Raw genomic sequence first — 15,518 nt, 5'->3', positions numbered from 1 at the left:
CAGTCCAGGTTGCAAGTTTGGGCAGGTGTTATCCATTTACAATGAAATATCGTGGTTATGTATACGCATATATAACATTGGATATTGATATACCCTTGTTATGTATATCTCAAACTGAATGACCGGTTCTGGCCGAAAGTCGCCCGTTAGGGCTGTTCAGGGGTTGCTCTGTCAGAGACGAGAAATCCGCTGTATTGAGCCAGAAAGTGATGGATGTCGGTGGAGGAGAAGCGGGCGGCATCCCATTCGCGGTCATCGGCTATATGGCGGTACTGATCTTTCAGCACATAGGTCTGGGCCGGGAATGCGGAGCCATCGGGGAGCCGCAGCGTTACGGCCTCGCGGGCATAATAGTCGCCCTCGAATGCATCCAGCACGGCAACATCCTCGCTCGTAACATTCCGGTAGAGCACGCCTTCAACGGTGTCGGATGAGCTTCCTCTGAAAATGACGGGGTAGGAGTCATCCTTGACGCAGCGGCGTACAAAACCTGTGAGTGTGGCCGGGCTGGCCGGATAGTGGCCGGAGACAAGCCTCGACCATACGGGCTCAAACATCAGCGAGCCGTAGGTGAAGAGATTCAATGCTGTCGGAGGTGCTTCCTGCATGTCGTGTGCCTTTTTGTGCGAGCGCTATGGTCAAAACAATGCCGGTAGTGGCCCGATAAGTACGACTATGGCACCAGATCAATATGCACGGCAACCTCGACGTTCTGATCGGCGGGGCCGCAGAAAATGCCGCGATTGGGTGGTACATCGAAATAGTCGCGGCCGATGGCCGTACGTACATATTGCCAGTCGACCAGTTTTTTGTTGGTCGGATCGACTCCCATCCAGCCATAGCCTTCATGCCATGCCTGCACCCAGGCATGTGTGGCAGCCGCACCGCGCAAGTGCGCGCCGGTCACTTCGCCGTAGGCAGGATCGAATATATAACCGCTGACATAGCGGGATGGAATGCCTGCCTGACGCAGTACGCCGATCATTGCATGCGCCATGTCCTGACAGACACCGCCGCCATGATCAAACAGCTCTTTCGGGCTGGAGTGCACATGCGTGATATCCGGATCATATCGGAAGGTATTGAAGAAGTAGCGCGCCATCTCATAGAGGCCGTGGCCGAATTCAATATCATCCATATCCATAGAAATCATGCGCGGAATGTTAATGCTGCTGTATTCGGCGAGTTCCGGTACGCCGGGTGACCACTGCAGAAACTCCTGCCAGCGTTGCTGGTAGGGGCGGGGATCCGGTGCTGATTCGGGACCGCAGCTAATGGCATTGGTCGTCTCCACGGTGGAGGTGGCAATGATCTCCATACGCTGGTGCGGTTCGAGCAGATTGAAATGCGCGACATTATTGCCGAAGTGGTCCCGGTGCATCCTGATTTGCGTATCCGGCATGACGCAGATATTGTGGTTCAATACCCGTTGCAGTCCTGTATCAACGGGTGACATGCGCAATTCATTATGGGAACAGGTGACAGGAGCGCTGTAGCTGAGTGTCGTTTTGTGCTGTACCGTCAGTGAAATGTGGTCGCCTTCACCTAAGATGGTCATATATGCTCCCTGGGGGTCGAATCAGACAGTTTCATGATTTTATCCTGCCTGCTGTTCAGTATACAGTTGTATCTGCTGCTGTTGGGGAATCTGAATGGTTAAACTGCCGGATTGCTGATCGGTCAGTGTCACGGTAATGGTATCGAAGAATGTCTTGTTGATCATCAATGCGAGTGTTTTACAGCGTTGGTTGACTGTAGAGAGATAGTCATTCAATCCCATGGCAATAATATCTTCGCTGGCTGCGCCGCCGCGCAGATCATCCAGAAAACGTTCAGTATGCTGATAGAGCCTGTATTGATCTTCATTATACATACCGATTTCGCGTAGTGCCAGCGATACCTCGCGTATGCCGAAGTGGAGCGAGCGGGGAAAGCCGGGATTCAGAAGCAGCAGATTTACCACTTTTGCCGGTTCAATTCTGGCCTGATAGAGCCGCCTGTAGGCTTCATAGCCGGAAACAGAGCGCAGCAGTGCCTGCCACTGATGAATGTCCAGCGGACTGCCGACAGCCTCTGGTGACGGCAGCAGCATATGATATTTAATTTGCAGAATGCGCGGAATCATGCGGGCCCGTTCCAGCCCGAAACCCAGACGCATAAACTGCCATGCATCGCCACGCACCATGGTATTGTAAATCATGCCATGGAATGCGTTGGCAAACATGTGCACTTTTTCACTGAAGTGCTGCCATCTGCGCAGCTCGCCCCCGGAGAACTCACGTTCCATTTCGTGAAAGAACAGGTTGATATGCAGCCAGATCTCTTCGGATATCAATTCGCGTACCGAGCGGGCGATTTCACGGGCATTGAGCAGGCAGGCGCGAACGCTGTAGGGGTTGTCACTGTCAGCCAGTAACAGGCGAACCACACTGGCCTCGCATATCTCACCGTAGTGCTCTTCAAAGTTGTCCATATTATCGGTGATTTCCAGGATAGGGGACCAGACATCCAGCTCGGAAAAGACTTCGTGCTCCACACTCATGCGACTGTTTACATCAAGGATACGGGCGATGTTTTCTGTGCGTTCGATCAGAAAGCCCAGTTGGTACAGGCTGTGTGCTGTGCGGCTAAGCATGTTGCCCCCCTGGCGCCGTATCGGCGCTATCCGGATAAAGTACCCAGGTATCCTTGCTGCCCCCGCCCTGAGACGAGTTGACCACGAGGCTGCCGCGTCTGAGCGCTACGCGGGTAAGTCCGCCGGAGAGTACCCTGACGGTGCCATCTGCACTGCAAACGGCAAACGGGCGCAGGTCGATATGACGCGCGCAAAATTTCTTGCTGTTATCCTGTTCCAGAAAACTGGGGTGAGTGGATAGCTGTTGAATGGGCTGGCCAATATAATGGGCTGGCTCCGCCTTTAGTTTGGCTTTGAATTCGGCCAGTTCCTGCTTGCTGGCATGGCTGCCTACCAGAATGCCGTAGCCGCCGGAAGCATCGGTCGGCTTGAGTACCAGTTTGTCGAGGTTGTCCAGCATATAGGCCAGATCCGCAGGGCGGGAGCCCAGATAGGTGGGGACAATCGGAAGGATCGGATCTTCGCCCAGATAGTAGCGTATGATATCGGGAGTGTAGGCGTAGAGCGACTTGTCATCGGCGACGCCATTACCCGGCGCATTGGCCAGCGTGACATTGCCGGCACGGTAGGCGTGCATCAGACCCGGTACGCCAAGCAGGGAGTCCGGACGAAATACAAGCGGGTCGATGAATTCGGTATCCAGGCGCAGGTAGAGCACATCAATGCGCTGAATGCCGCGAGTAGATTTCATATACAGAATATCGTTGTTCACCAGCAGATCTTGTCCTTGCACCAGTTGCGCCCCCATCTGGGAGGCCAGAAATGCATGCTCGAAATAGGCCGAGTTATAGACGCCGGGAGTGAGCAGGGCGATCACCGGCTTATTCTCGCCGGAGAATGAGGCAAGGGCCTCAAATAGCATCTGTGGATACTGGCTGACGGGCCGGACACGATAGCTGCCGAGCAATTCGGGCATAATGCGACTGCTGACCATACGATTTTCAACCACATAGGAGACGCCGGACGGGCAGCGCAGGTTGTCTTCCAGCACCATGAATTCGCCATCCTGATTGCGAATCAGGTCAACTCCGGCAATATGTATGTGTATGCCTCCGGCAGGGTCGAGTCCCGACATTTCGCGGCAGTACAGGTTTGAGCCCAGAATCTGGGAAGCCGGAATCAATCCGCTACGCAGAATGTTCTGATCGTGATAGATATCTTCGAGAAACAGGTTTAATGCGGTGATGCGCTGGATGATACCGGCCTCGATACGGGCCCACTCGGTTGCCGTGATCAGACGGGGCATCAGGTCGTAGGGGAATATTTTTTCCGTACCGCGCGCATCGGAGTAGACGGTGAACGTGACGCCCTGATTCAGCAGGGAAAGGTCGGCGCTTTGCTGCATGTGTTCGATGCCGGACACGCCCTTCTGTGAGAAATAGTTATAGGCCGCAACATATTCATCACGTACGGCTCCGGATTCGCCAAAAGCTTCATCAAACGGTGCGGCATCGCTTATATCGAACATGGCGCGTCTCCTCCCTGTGCGGATTTCTCCTCTTAGTTGCAGCGGGAGTTTCTGCTTATGGCAGGGTGGAACGCTGCATGCTTTGGATAAAGGTGGAGAAGCACATAATAATGTTAAATAGCAACGATCATGCCATGGGTGTTTGTGCCTTATCATACCTGTTTTCAACGTTTATATGGCCATCGTCAGACCTTATGTGGTGAATAAATAAGCATGACTGCCTGTTGTGTCGGCATGCTGTTTACGGGTGATTGGGTCACTCAGTTTTTCCGTAGCTATTGCTCAGGCAGCGGGGGTGATGCCGCCGGGATCCGGTGTTAACTGTGAATTGTTTTCAAAGTAGCGGCCATTGAGGTCTTGATGTGAACGCCAGCACTGTGACAGGCTCAATACTTTACGTTTGTGAATAGTCGTGCATAGTTTTATCAACTATAGTCTTGTGCGAAAACCATGATGGATGTCATTTGGAGAAGATATGATGTTGTATATGATCAGTTTGTCTGTCTCTGACATCATGGCCTGATGTATGGTATGCTGATGGGTTTAAACGACCTCGATGCCTTGTTTGGTTCGCTGGCCGCCCGTGTGTTATCTCCGGCTTCACCCATGTCTGCTCTCTCTGTGAGGGCTGGTCCTTGAATAATCATTTCAGACACTCTTTTGTTGCTTCACTTTATACGCTTTTGTGTGCGGTGTTGATTTTCGCCTGTGCCTCAACTCTCTTTGCCCAAGAGGATGTAAAGGCTGGCGTTAACGACCTGAAAGCTGTTTATATCTTTAACTTTATCCGTTTTACCGACTGGCCACTGCGGACCGGTCTGAAGCGTGGTTCCGACGTAAAGCTACTTGTGCTGGGTGATCGTGACATCCTTTCAACCATGCAGTCGATCGCGGAGAAAAAAGCCGCCAGAGAGATCGGACTTAGCGTTGAATCCTGTGCGACCGATAGCTGTATCAGCGCTGCATCCGCTCTGTTCATTGGATCAGGCGAGCGTGATGATTATCCGCGTCTGCTGGACCTGGTGGCAGGGCATCCCGTTCTCACTATTTCAGATATTCCGGGTTTCGCCGCGCATGGCGGCATGATCGAAATCAGATATGACAATAAAAAACTCACCTTTGTAGTCAATTTACAGGCCGTGAATCGTTCGGGCCTCTATATCAGTGCGCAACTGTTGCAACTCGGTGAGATCATAGGGAGAGATCATGAATAGAGAGTCTTCTATTTCTATCAAGCATCAGCTCCAGCTCTATTTTGTGCTTGCATTGGGGTTTATCGTGCTGCTTATGGGTGGGGTGTGGATCTCATACGATCAGGTGCTGCATGAGAGAGAAGCTGAACGCGTGTTGACTGTCGAGAGCGAGATTATAGGTGCGGCAGTCAAGCCGGCTTTGATGTTTAATGATCGGCAGCTGGCGGGAGAGCTGTTGCAAAGCATGCAATTTGACACGGATATATCGGTCGTAACACTGTTTACCGCTGACGGGAAGACTCTGTATAACTACCGTGCCAAAGGTGATCATGCAGATAGTACCGGGCCGGTCACTTTTCAGAACAGCAATAGCAGTGCCTATGGAGGTGGGAAGCTGTCTCTGTATCGGGTTGTTATGCATAAAGGTCGACCTGTGGGTGTTATTTATCTGAAATCCGTTCTTAACCACATGCAGGAGAACCGGTTTGCCGGCATAATGACAGTAGTTCTGACAATGCTCGGCTGTCTTGTTGTCGGACTGGTGCTGGCCTCCAGGTTGCAACACAAAATCGCTGAGCCCATCAGTGCGCTGGCAAAATTGATGCGACAGATGAGTGTTGATGGCGATTACAGCCTGCGCACGACGAACCCTGCATTTAACAGGGAAACAGAAGAGCTGCTGGTCGGATTTGATCAGATGGCGGCAGAAATCGAGCACAGCTTTAGCGAGGCTGAAGAGCATCATAAGCACCTGCAACAGAGTGAGGAGCGCTTTCGTACGATTGTTGAGCTGGCTCCTGTACCGGTGATCATTACGCGCCCGTCAGACGGGCACTTGCTGTTTTATAATCAGGCGGCGCTAAAGCTGTTTGGGGTGGTTACGGACGGCGTTTCCGGGCGGTTCAGTGCTCCTGACTTTTATCAACATCCGGAGCAACGCCAGCAATTGATGCAGACGCTGGAAACAGAGGGTGAGATTCATGGCTATGAACTGGAGGTGGTCGGCGTCAATGACAAACCCTTCTGGATTTCACTGTCGATGAATGTGATGAGATTTGAAGGTGCTCCGGCCCTGTTCAGTGCCTTTGTCGACATTACAGAACAAAAAAATGTGGAGCAGGTGCTGGAGAAAAACAACCAGCTCCTGGAGCAACGGGTAGCCAAACGTACAGCGGCATTGCAGGCGACCAAAGATGAGTTGCAGTCGACGCTGGATAATATGATCGATACCTACTACCGCATTCGTGCTGATGGCGTTGTAGAGCGGGCCTCGGCATCGGTCTTCTCCCTGCTGGGTTATCAGCCATCTGAAATTGCCGGCCTCTCTCTTCAGGCATTATCCGTAGATGGACAGCAGTTTACGCAACTGGCCGATGCGTTGCGGCAGCACGACGGGGCAATCATCAACCAGAAGGTTCAGCTCAAACACAAATCCGGCCATGCCATATGGGCCTCGATCTCTGCCCGCGTGATGAAAGATGAACAGGGTAAAGTGACGGGTGTAGAGGGAGTGTTGCGCGATATCAGCCAGCTGGTTCAGGCCGATTTGCAGAAACAGGAGATGGAAAACAAGATGACCCATGTGCAACGGCTGGAGTCGCTGGGCATACTCGCTGGCGGTATAGCACATGACTTCAATAATATCCTGGCGGCCATTATGGGGAATGCGGAATTGGCGCAATTCAATGCGCTTGATGGCCTGCCCGTGCAGCAGGAGTTGAAGAACATTATTGGCGGATCTGCCCGGGCGGCGGATTTATGCAAACAGATGCTGGCGTATTCCGGTCAGGGTATGTTTGTAAAAAGCGAAGTGAATATAACAACGCTGGTTGAAAAGGAACTCCAGCTTATTGATATATCGATATCAAAAAACATCTCATTGAAGCTGGAGTTGTCGAACGTATTGCCATCTGTATGTGCGGATAAAACCCAGATGCAACAGATTATTATGAATCTGGTGACCAATGCAGCGGAAAGCATCGGTGAAGAGAAGCAGGGCGATATCACGATCATGACCACGGTGATTGAGGCTGACAGTAAGGCGTTAGCGTGCCCCTATATCGATGCCATACGTGAACCGGGTGAGTATGTCCTGTTGGAGGTGACCGACAACGGCTGCGGCATGGATAAAGCCACGATGGGAAAAATATTCGATCCGTTTTTCACCACCAAGTTTACCGGACGCGGTCTGGGTATGAGCGCCGTGCTCGGTATTGTGCGTGCGCATGGCGGCACGATTCAGATCGATAGTAAACCGGGGAGTGGTACCTGTTTTAAAATCCTGTTGCCGGTCAGTGTCAGCGATGATGCTGATCAGGTGACAGCAGATGATAAAACCGTGAGGCCGCATAACCTGTCCCGTACCATACTGGTTGTTGATGATGAAATGATGGTCAGAAAAGTGGTTGAGCGCCTGTTGGGGCGACTGGGGTGTAAGGTGATGTTGGCGGCAGACGGCAAGGAGGCTGTAGACGTGTTCCGCAGGCATCGGCAGGAGATTGATGTGGTGTTGCTGGATATGACGATGCCGGTGATGGGTGGGAAAGAGGCGCTGAAACAGTTGCGTGATCTGGACGTATCGCTGCCGGTATTTATCTGCAGCGGTTACCGTCATGAAAGCGTTGCAGACATGTTTGATGAGGTTCAGCCAAGCGGATTTCTGCAAAAACCGTTTTCACTGAATGTATTGAGTGAGATGTTGATGGATTTGGCAAACAGGGGTTGAACTGTTTTTCGGCAGAACGGCCAGGTTTTGGCCTGAGAATTGCTGGTTTATCTCGGGTTGACGCCAACACAAGGAGAGGGGATGCTGTCAGGTTACGATGTATTTCGACGGTCTTGCATGTTTGCATGCCTGCTGCCAATAATGGTGGCGACTGGTGCTACGGCGGTCGCGGCTGCGAATCGCTATTCGGCAGATGATCTGCTCTCGATGAAGATTGAGGATCTCGTTAACGTCAAAGTGACAACGCTGTCCAAACACGAAGAGAAATATATGTCGACGGCTGGCGCCGTATTTGTCATCAGCAGTGACGATATTCGTCGCTCGGGTGCCAGAAGTATTCCGGATGCTTTGAGGCTGGCGCCGGGGCTGCAGGTGTCGCAGTCGAATATGAACCAGTTTCAGATCGGCATACGAGGGCAGACGGATTTTTTCACCGATCTGCTGTTGGTGATGGTGGATGGCCGGCCGATTTACACCACGACCTTTTCCGGTGTCTGGTGGGTGGCGCAGAATTATCCGCTGCAGGATATCGAGCGCATTGAAATCGTGCGCGGCCCCGGCGGCGCTGTATGGGGATCCAATGCCGTCAACGGTGTGATCAATATTATCACCAAAAATTCCGGCGCAACGCAGGGGCTGCGTATCACCGGCGGTGGCGGTACGACCGACAAGGGTTTCGGTAATATCAGTTTCGGCTCGCATGCAGGCAACCTGGATTACAGGGTGTATGCCATGAATGAGTTGCGTGGTGGCGGACTACCTACGCATGGGGGGCTCTCGCATCTGACTGTCTACCCGGCTGGTCAAAATACACCTGATTTCAGGCGTGTGAATCAACAGGGATTCCGCATGGACTGGGATGCGGGTGCAACGACCCGGATTACCCTGCACGGTGATGCCTATCAGGTAAAAACCGGGGTGGCTAACTACTGGATGCCGATTGTTACCCTTCCGGTCCAGCCTGCCCGGGAATACAGAGGTTTGAACGGTTTCAACGGCAAGAATATGGTCTTTCGCCTGGAGAAAGAGCTTGTACCGGACATCCTGTTCAAGGGACAGCTGTTTTACGATCAGTATAAATTGCATACGCAGATTATGCGTGAGCAGAAAGAGACCTTTGACGGCGATTTTCAGGTCGATTTTAATAATGTGCTGAGTCAGAATATTTCTTTGGGTACGAATATCCGCCGCTTGCGGACGCGCATGCACAATACACCGCAATTTCAGCTACCCAGTCGTACCACCAAACTGGCCTCTTTTTTCATCAATGATGAACTGCGTCTGTTTGACGGTCTGTTTCGTATTATCGGTGGCATGAAGATGGAGCGTAACTCCTACACCGGTTGGGTCTACCAGCCGAGTGCCCGAGCCATTGTATCCGATGATAACTGGGCCCTGTGGGTATCCGCATCGCAGGCGGCGCGTACCCCCAACGACATGGAAAACGGACTGCGGTGGAATCTGAAAAGTTCCGCAGGCAAGCTGGTGCGACAGATTGGTTCAGGCGTTGCCAGAACAGAAAAGGTGCTCTCCTATGAGGTGGGGGCCCGCCTGCGTCCGGTGGAGGAGAGCCTGATCGAACTTACCGCTTTCAAGATCCGCTATAAAGGTGTGCTGGATACATGGCAGAATCGCAGTGCAACCAACCCCTATATTATTAACGGTATCATTCCGGAGTACCTGACCAATGTCCTCAATGGAGAAGGCGATGGCTTTGAAGCTAATTTTCGCTACAATCCATGGCAGTGGCTAACGCTGAAAGGCTCCTATACCTACCTGCATCAGGTTTACACGGATTACCCGGTCAAGGATGGTGAAACTATCTGGACAGTGCGCTCGAACAAGGGGCAGGATCCGGCCAATCGTTTTCATCTGGGTGTTGGCGTGAATCCGGTTAAGGGGATCGAGTTCGATGCGAATCTCTATTTTACCGGCCCCTTTCGTGAGGGCGACATTCACGGATATCACCGCCTGGACATGAGACTGGCCTGGAAGCCGGTTGAATACCTGGAGGTCAGTCTGGTCGGGCAGGATATGCTGCAGGCTTCATACCAGAGCAATACGGATAGTATTGTCGGCTACGCTGCCAGAATACCGCAACGCTATTATGCCCAGGTGACGTATACCTATCATTAAACAGGCGGTATCCGCCCCGTCTTCGCCCTGTTATCAGTATAGAAATTAATAGCGTACAGACCTGATTCAAGGTGTAAGGTTCTGCCGCAAGGATGAAGCTGTTACACTGCCGCAAAATATTGTGGCAGTCAGGCTATCGCCCGAACTGACCAGAGATGAGGGGTGTGAATGAACGAACAGGATATGTTGGCCATGTATGAAAAAGCCGGAGCTTTGCTCAATGGCCATTTTATTCTCTCCAGTGGTCGCCACTCTGCGCGATATTTGCAATCGGCCCTGGTGCTGATGGATTTGAATAATGCTACGGAACTGGCGCGTGAGCTGGTCAAAAAGGTGGATGCATCCACGGTTGATATGGTGGTGTCGCCGGCCATCGGCGGCCTGGTAATCGGCCAGGAAGTGGCGCGTCAGTTGAACAAGCCTTTTCTGTTTACCGAACGCAAGGAGGGGGAGATGCAGCTGCGACGCGGTTTTTCCATCCCTGAAGGCAGCAGATTGCTGGTGGTTGAAGATGTGATTACCACGGGTGGCTCCGTTCGTGAGTGTATGGTCGTGGTGCGTGAGCATGGTGGTGTGCCTGTGAAGGTATTGGCTGTGGTGGATCGTGCGCCGGGAGTCGAAGGGCGATTTGATGTACCGTATGCGACAGCCCTGACGCTGGATGTGGAAACCTATGCGGCCGATGCCTGCCCGCTGTGTGTTGATGGCGGAGTGCCGGCTATTAAACCGGGTAGTCGCGGCGCAGCATAAACAGATTGATGGGTGAGCTGTGACAAGGCACACGGCAACCCGCGTAACAGATGAAATGATTAGCCTTTACAAGGAGATTACATGACTGATCCGGTGCTTCGCTGTTTTCCATTTGGTGGCGTAGGAGAATTTGGCAAAAATATGATGGTTTACGCCGTCGATGATGATGCAGTGATTGTTGATTGCGGTATGGGCTTTCCGGAGCCGGGTCAGCATGGTGTGGATATCGTGGTGCCGGATATCGCAGCGCTTGATGAGCTGGGGCTGAAGATTCATGCGTTGATACTGACACATGGCCATGAAGATCATATCGGTGGCGTGCCGATTCTGCTGCCGCGATTGAAGCTGCCGGTGTATGGCACCGAAGTGACGCTGGCGCTGGTAAGGTCCAAACTGTCTGAAACAAACTATAAGGGTGATCTGCGGGCACTGCCCGAAGATGGCACGACCATTCCCATCGGACCGTTTCAGGTGGAAGGTGTTCCGGTGACCCATTCGATCATGGATGCAGTATCCGTGGCTATTCATACCGTTCTGGGTGTGGTGATTCATACCGGTGATTTTAAATTTGATCCGGCACCGATTGACGGACGTGCAACAGCACTGCACCGCTTTGCCCAACTGGGCGATCAGGGTGTTGTGTTGCTTGCTTCTGACTCCACCAATGCCACGCGCGCAGGCAGTGGCCCTTCCGAGCGTATTGTCGGTCCGGCAATCAGGCAGGCTGTTTCCCAGTGCAAGGGCAAGGTGGTAGTCACGACGTTTGCTTCGAATATGTTCCGCATCCAGCAGATTGTGGATGCAGCCATTGCCTGCGGGCGGCGCGTATCGGTTGCCGGACGCAGTCTGGAACGCAATATGAGCATCGCGCAGGATCTGAAGCGTTTGAATATTCCGGCCGGTACGTTTGTTGATATCAAACAGTCGCAGCATGTGCCGGATCATGAGTTGCTGATTATCGCTACCGGTTCGCAGGGCGAGTCGCGTGCGGCGGTCGGGCGCATTGCGCATGGTCGCTTTACCGGCGTGCAGCTGGGACAGGGTGATCTGGTAATCTTCTCCTCCAGTAATATCCCCGGAAATGAGCGGGTCATTGCCGGCTTGTATAATCATATTTACCGGCGCGGCGCGCGCATTTTGCATGCAGGCCAGGCGTCGGTGCATGTTTCCGGTCATGCCCAGGCCCATGAGTTGAAAATGATGATTCAGCTGACCCGGCCGAAGTATTTTTATCCTGTACACGGTGAGTTCCGTAACCTGATGGAGCATCGCGATCTGGCAGTGGCGACAGGTGTTGCGTTTGAGCGCACGATCATTGCCGAGAACGGTCACTCTGTAGAGCTCGATAGCGCAGGTATTCGTCCGGGACCGGGTTTTCATGCCGGCGCGATCTTTGTCGATGGTGACAGTCGCGATGAAATTGACGGCTTTGTACTGCGTGATCGACGCTTTCTGGCTGAGGATGGCATGATTTCGGCGACGGTTATATTCAGCCAGCATGAGGGTACGCTGCTCTCTCCACCTGAGTTGGAAGCGCGCGGTGTGCTGCATGAAGACGTGAGCGAAGATGTGCTGACCGATGCGTCACATGATCTGGCCGGTTTTCTGGGTGGACTCGATCACGAACTGCTGGCTGATCTGGATGCAACCAAGGAAGAGGTGCGTCTGTTTCTGCGTCGCTGGTGCAAGCGCCGGCTTGGGCGCAGGCCGATGGTTCTGCCCATGGTGGTTGCAATTTAAATGAATGTTCGCTTGCTCGCGCGTGAATCGCTGGCCCTGCTGATGGCCGGTATGGTACTGATGATGGCGCTGGCGATGGTCAGCTTTTCTCCCGCTGATCCCTCCCTGAACCATGAAACGCAGGCGGCTGCCACCAATCTGGCAGGCATCGCCGGCGCCTATGTGGCCGACTTTATCTATCAGTTGTTCGGTTATGCGGCCTGGGTATGGGTTGTGCTGCTGGCGGTGTTGCTTGTGCGCATTGCCTGGGATAAGCGTCCGTGGCTGGTTGGCTGGACGTCATTGGTATGGTTGCCGTTTGTGCTGGCTATGGCGGCGCTGCTCGATGCCCATCTGCCTGTCGGCGGTGCGTTCGATCCGCTTGCTTTGCCGGCCGGTGCAGGGGGGGCGTTGGGGGCCATGCTCGATCAGGCCATTTATCTGGCTTTGAAAGATGTCGGACGCGACGTGCTGCTGGCAACGCTGCTGCTCAGTTCGGGTGTTACCGCTACGCACTGGTCACTGTTGGCGATGCTGGAAACACTCTACGGATGGTTGTGTGCAGCCGTCGGCTGGCTGGTGGCTCGTGCAAAAGTGGCGCTGCATCGTGCTTCGGACAAAAAAGAGCGCATTGAGGCTCGGGTGGAGCGCAAAAAAGTGCGCAATACACGACCGGTTCATATTGCCGAATCTAAAGCGGAAGTGGCGGAGCAGGCGAAGGTCAAGGTCTCCCGTCGGGCAAAAACCGAGCAGCAGACTGAACTGGCTTTCAAGGAGCCTGCCGATTCCGGATTCAAACTGCCCAGTCTGAGCCTGTTTGATCGTGGTCAGAGTACGCATCATGAACAGGATCCGCAGACACTGCAGGCGGTTGCCCGTATGCTGGAGAAAAAACTGCTGGATTACCGGGTGGAGGGCCAGGTTGTTGCCGTACAGCCGGGGCCGGTGGTCACCCAGTTTGAGTTGGAACCGTCGCCGGGAACCAAGGTTAACCGTATTGTGGCGCTGCAGGATGATCTGGCCCGTTCGATGTCGGCAATCAGTGTGCGCGTGGCCGGCAATATTCCCGGCAAGAGCGTGATCGGCATTGAGATACCGAATGAGGTTCGGGAGATTGTTGTGCTGCATCAGGTACTCGCCAGCCCCGAATTTGCCAACAAGCGTTTGCAGCTGCCGATGGCGATGGGTGTGGATATCTCCGGCCATCCGGTGGTGGCTGATCTGGCCAAGATGCCGCATCTGTTGGTGGCTGGTACGACCGGCTCCGGTAAGTCGGTAGCGGTCAATGCGATGATCTGCTCGATGCTGATGACCTGCACGCCACAGGATCTGCGCATGATTCTGGTGGATCCGAAAATGCTGGAGCTGTCGGTTTACGATGATATTCCGCATCTGCTGGTGCCGGTGGTGACCAATCCGCACAAGGCCGCCAAGGCGCTGGCCTGGGCGGTGTACGAGATGGAGCGTCGTTATCAGCTGATGAGCGATGCCAAGGTGCGCAATATCGACGGTTACAACAAGGCGGCCGAGAAGCTCGAGGAAACGGAACGGCTGCCGATGATTGTGATTGTAATTGATGAGCTGGCGGATCTGATGATGGTGGCCGGTAAAGAGGTGGAACAGGCGATTTGCCGCATTGCGCAGAAGGCGCGTGCCGCCGGCCTGCACCTGATTCTGGCCACCCAGCGCCCGAGTGTGGATGTGATTACCGGCCTGATTAAAGCCAACTTGCCCAGTCGCCTCTCCTTTCAGGTCTCATCCAAGATCGACTCACGCACGATTCTCGACCAGATGGGCGCTGAACAGCTACTTGGCCATGGTGACAGTCTGTTTCTCAGCGGCGGTCGAGATCTGCGTCGTGTGCACGGTGCCTTTGTCTCCGATTCGGAAGTGTTGGAGTTGGTCGAGCACCTGAAAGGGCAGGGCGAGCCGGATTACCGCGAAGAGGTATTCGAGATTGCCAGTGTGGCGGATGCCACTGCCGGACCCGGTGGCCCGGGTGATGATGAGCATGATGATAAATATGATGAAGCGGCCGCGCTGGTGATTGAGAAGGGCTCCTGCTCGGTGTCGATGGTGCAAAGATACTTGCGTATCGGCTATAACCGGGCCAGCCGTCTGGTTGAGCAGATGGAGCGCGATGGTCTGGTGACACCGCCCGGCTCCGGCGGACTGCGCAAGGTGCTGGCCCGATCCGGTGCTGATGGTGGCGGAGTAATCGAATGAGAAAACTGATTGCCGCACTGGTTTGCAGTGCGCTATGGTTGATCACAACGGCATCGGCCGCGACAGTGAAACAGGAGTGGCAGCTGGATGGGCGGGATAAAGGCGCCCAGTTTGCAAATAATATCGAGCGGCTGGGGTCACAGCGTGGTTTCTCCTGCCGTTTTGATCAGATCATGGAGTTTTCCGATGGTGGTAATCAACACTATTCGGGTGAGCTGGCCGTTTTAAAGCCCGGTCACTTTCGCTGGCAGTACCGTAAACCTTATGATCAGCTCTATGTCGGCGACGGCCGGGTGATCTGGCACTATGAGCCGGATCTGATGCAGGCCGAGCGACTGACGGATCTGGAGGCGATCAATCCGGTGGTGATGAAGTTGCTGGATGGTCGTATACCGTTGAGTGATATCAAGGTGGTGGAGCGCAGTTACGACAATAAACTGAACATCCACCGTTTCAAGGTGCAGGTTACCGATGCGCCGCAGGTCTGGCTGGGTTTCTCGCGCCACGGTGATCTGGTCTATATTGAGCGACAGGATTTGCTGGGTAATCGTAATATGATGCACCTCTCCGACTGCTCTTACGTTGCACCGGCCGAGAAACTATTTAGCTTCACGCCGCCTGAAGGTGTGGACGTGCTTGACCTGCGCTCAGCCCCCCGTAAATAAG

The 15,518-nt window shown here is 53.7% G+C and carries 11 protein-coding genes; 7 read left to right on the top strand and 4 right to left on the bottom strand.

Features of this window, described 5'->3' with window-relative positions; all coding sequences use genetic code 11:
- Window positions 1–146: 146 nt before the first annotated feature.
- The 4 genes from SPV1_RS14020 to SPV1_RS11480 all read right to left on the bottom strand — a co-directional run bounded on the left by SPV1_RS14020 (window position 147) and on the right by SPV1_RS11480 (window position 4,103).
- Window positions 147–608: a gamma-glutamylcyclotransferase family protein gene (locus tag SPV1_RS14020; protein ID WP_009851384.1), complete on the bottom strand. Its 462-nt coding sequence runs from the start codon at window positions 606–608 to the stop codon at window positions 147–149.
- Window positions 609–673: 65 nt separating this feature from the next.
- Window positions 674–1,558: a transglutaminase family protein gene (locus tag SPV1_RS11490; RefSeq protein WP_009851383.1), complete on the bottom strand. Its 885-nt coding sequence runs from the start codon at window positions 1,556–1,558 to the stop codon at window positions 674–676.
- Between the two features lie 39 nt (window positions 1,559–1,597).
- Window positions 1,598–2,635, bottom strand: coding sequence for an alpha-E domain-containing protein (locus SPV1_RS11485; protein WP_009851382.1), 1,038 nt, complete (start codon window positions 2,633–2,635; stop codon window positions 1,598–1,600).
- Entirely contained in the window at window positions 2,628–4,103 is a 1,476-nt protein-coding gene (locus SPV1_RS11480; protein WP_009851381.1) for a circularly permuted type 2 ATP-grasp protein, read from the bottom strand. Before SPV1_RS11480 ends, SPV1_RS11485 begins: the two co-directional genes overlap by 8 nt.
- A 635-nt stretch (window positions 4,104–4,738) precedes the next feature.
- On the opposite strand from SPV1_RS11480, the gene SPV1_RS11475 reads away from it, so the two are divergent.
- The 7 genes from SPV1_RS11475 to SPV1_RS11445 all read left to right on the top strand — a co-directional run bounded on the left by SPV1_RS11475 (window position 4,739) and on the right by SPV1_RS11445 (window position 15,517).
- Window positions 4,739–5,317, top strand: coding sequence for a YfiR family protein (locus SPV1_RS11475; RefSeq protein WP_152909297.1), 579 nt, complete (start codon window positions 4,739–4,741; stop codon window positions 5,315–5,317).
- Entirely contained in the window at window positions 5,310–8,021 is a 2,712-nt protein-coding gene (locus SPV1_RS14015) for a PAS domain S-box protein (RefSeq protein ID WP_009851379.1), read from the top strand. The genes SPV1_RS11475 and SPV1_RS14015 overlap by 8 nt, the downstream gene beginning before the upstream one ends.
- A 141-nt stretch (window positions 8,022–8,162) precedes the next feature.
- Entirely contained in the window at window positions 8,163–10,157 is a 1,995-nt protein-coding gene (locus SPV1_RS11465) for a TonB-dependent receptor plug domain-containing protein (RefSeq protein WP_231288387.1), read from the top strand.
- A gap of 168 nt (window positions 10,158–10,325) precedes the next feature.
- A complete protein-coding gene (pyrE, locus tag SPV1_RS11460; RefSeq protein ID WP_009851377.1) occupies window positions 10,326–10,907 on the top strand; it encodes an orotate phosphoribosyltransferase in 582 nt (193 codons plus the stop codon).
- 81 nt (window positions 10,908–10,988) lie between these two features.
- Window positions 10,989–12,647, top strand: a complete 1,659-nt coding sequence (locus tag SPV1_RS11455; RefSeq protein ID WP_009851376.1) for a ribonuclease J — start codon at window positions 10,989–10,991, stop codon at window positions 12,645–12,647.
- Window positions 12,648–14,852: an FtsK/SpoIIIE family DNA translocase gene (locus tag SPV1_RS11450; protein WP_009851375.1), complete on the top strand. Its 2,205-nt coding sequence runs from the start codon at window positions 12,648–12,650 to the stop codon at window positions 14,850–14,852.
- Window positions 14,849–15,517, top strand: a complete 669-nt coding sequence (locus tag SPV1_RS11445; protein WP_009851374.1) for a LolA family protein — start codon at window positions 14,849–14,851, stop codon at window positions 15,515–15,517. Before SPV1_RS11450 ends, SPV1_RS11445 begins: the two co-directional genes overlap by 4 nt.
- Window position 15,518: the final 1 nt, after the last annotated feature.

Origin of the sequence: Mariprofundus ferrooxydans PV-1, from assembly GCF_000153765.1 — a bacterium.
Taxonomy (GTDB): domain Bacteria; phylum Pseudomonadota; class Zetaproteobacteria; order Mariprofundales; family Mariprofundaceae; genus Mariprofundus; species Mariprofundus ferrooxydans.
This window is presented reverse-complemented; position numbering and strand designations above follow the sequence as displayed.

Coding starts and splice junctions, on each gene's coding strand:
- SPV1_RS14015 (WP_009851379.1), top strand. CDS start 5,310: ATGAATAGAGAGTCTTCTATTTCTATCAAGCATCAGCTCCAGCTCTAT.
- SPV1_RS14020 (WP_009851384.1), bottom strand. CDS start 608: ATGCAGGAAGCACCTCCGACAGCATTGAATCTCTTCACCTACGGCTCG.
- SPV1_RS11445 (WP_009851374.1), top strand. CDS start 14,849: ATGAGAAAACTGATTGCCGCACTGGTTTGCAGTGCGCTATGGTTGATC.
- pyrE (WP_009851377.1), top strand. CDS start 10,326: ATGAACGAACAGGATATGTTGGCCATGTATGAAAAAGCCGGAGCTTTG.
- SPV1_RS11450 (WP_009851375.1), top strand. CDS start 12,648: ATGAATGTTCGCTTGCTCGCGCGTGAATCGCTGGCCCTGCTGATGGCC.
- SPV1_RS11465 (WP_231288387.1), top strand. CDS start 8,163: ATGGTGGCGACTGGTGCTACGGCGGTCGCGGCTGCGAATCGCTATTCG.
- SPV1_RS11480 (WP_009851381.1), bottom strand. CDS start 4,103: ATGTTCGATATAAGCGATGCCGCACCGTTTGATGAAGCTTTTGGCGAA.
- SPV1_RS11490 (WP_009851383.1), bottom strand. CDS start 1,558: ATGACCATCTTAGGTGAAGGCGACCACATTTCACTGACGGTACAGCAC.
- SPV1_RS11485 (WP_009851382.1), bottom strand. CDS start 2,635: ATGCTTAGCCGCACAGCACACAGCCTGTACCAACTGGGCTTTCTGATC.
- SPV1_RS11455 (WP_009851376.1), top strand. CDS start 10,989: ATGACTGATCCGGTGCTTCGCTGTTTTCCATTTGGTGGCGTAGGAGAA.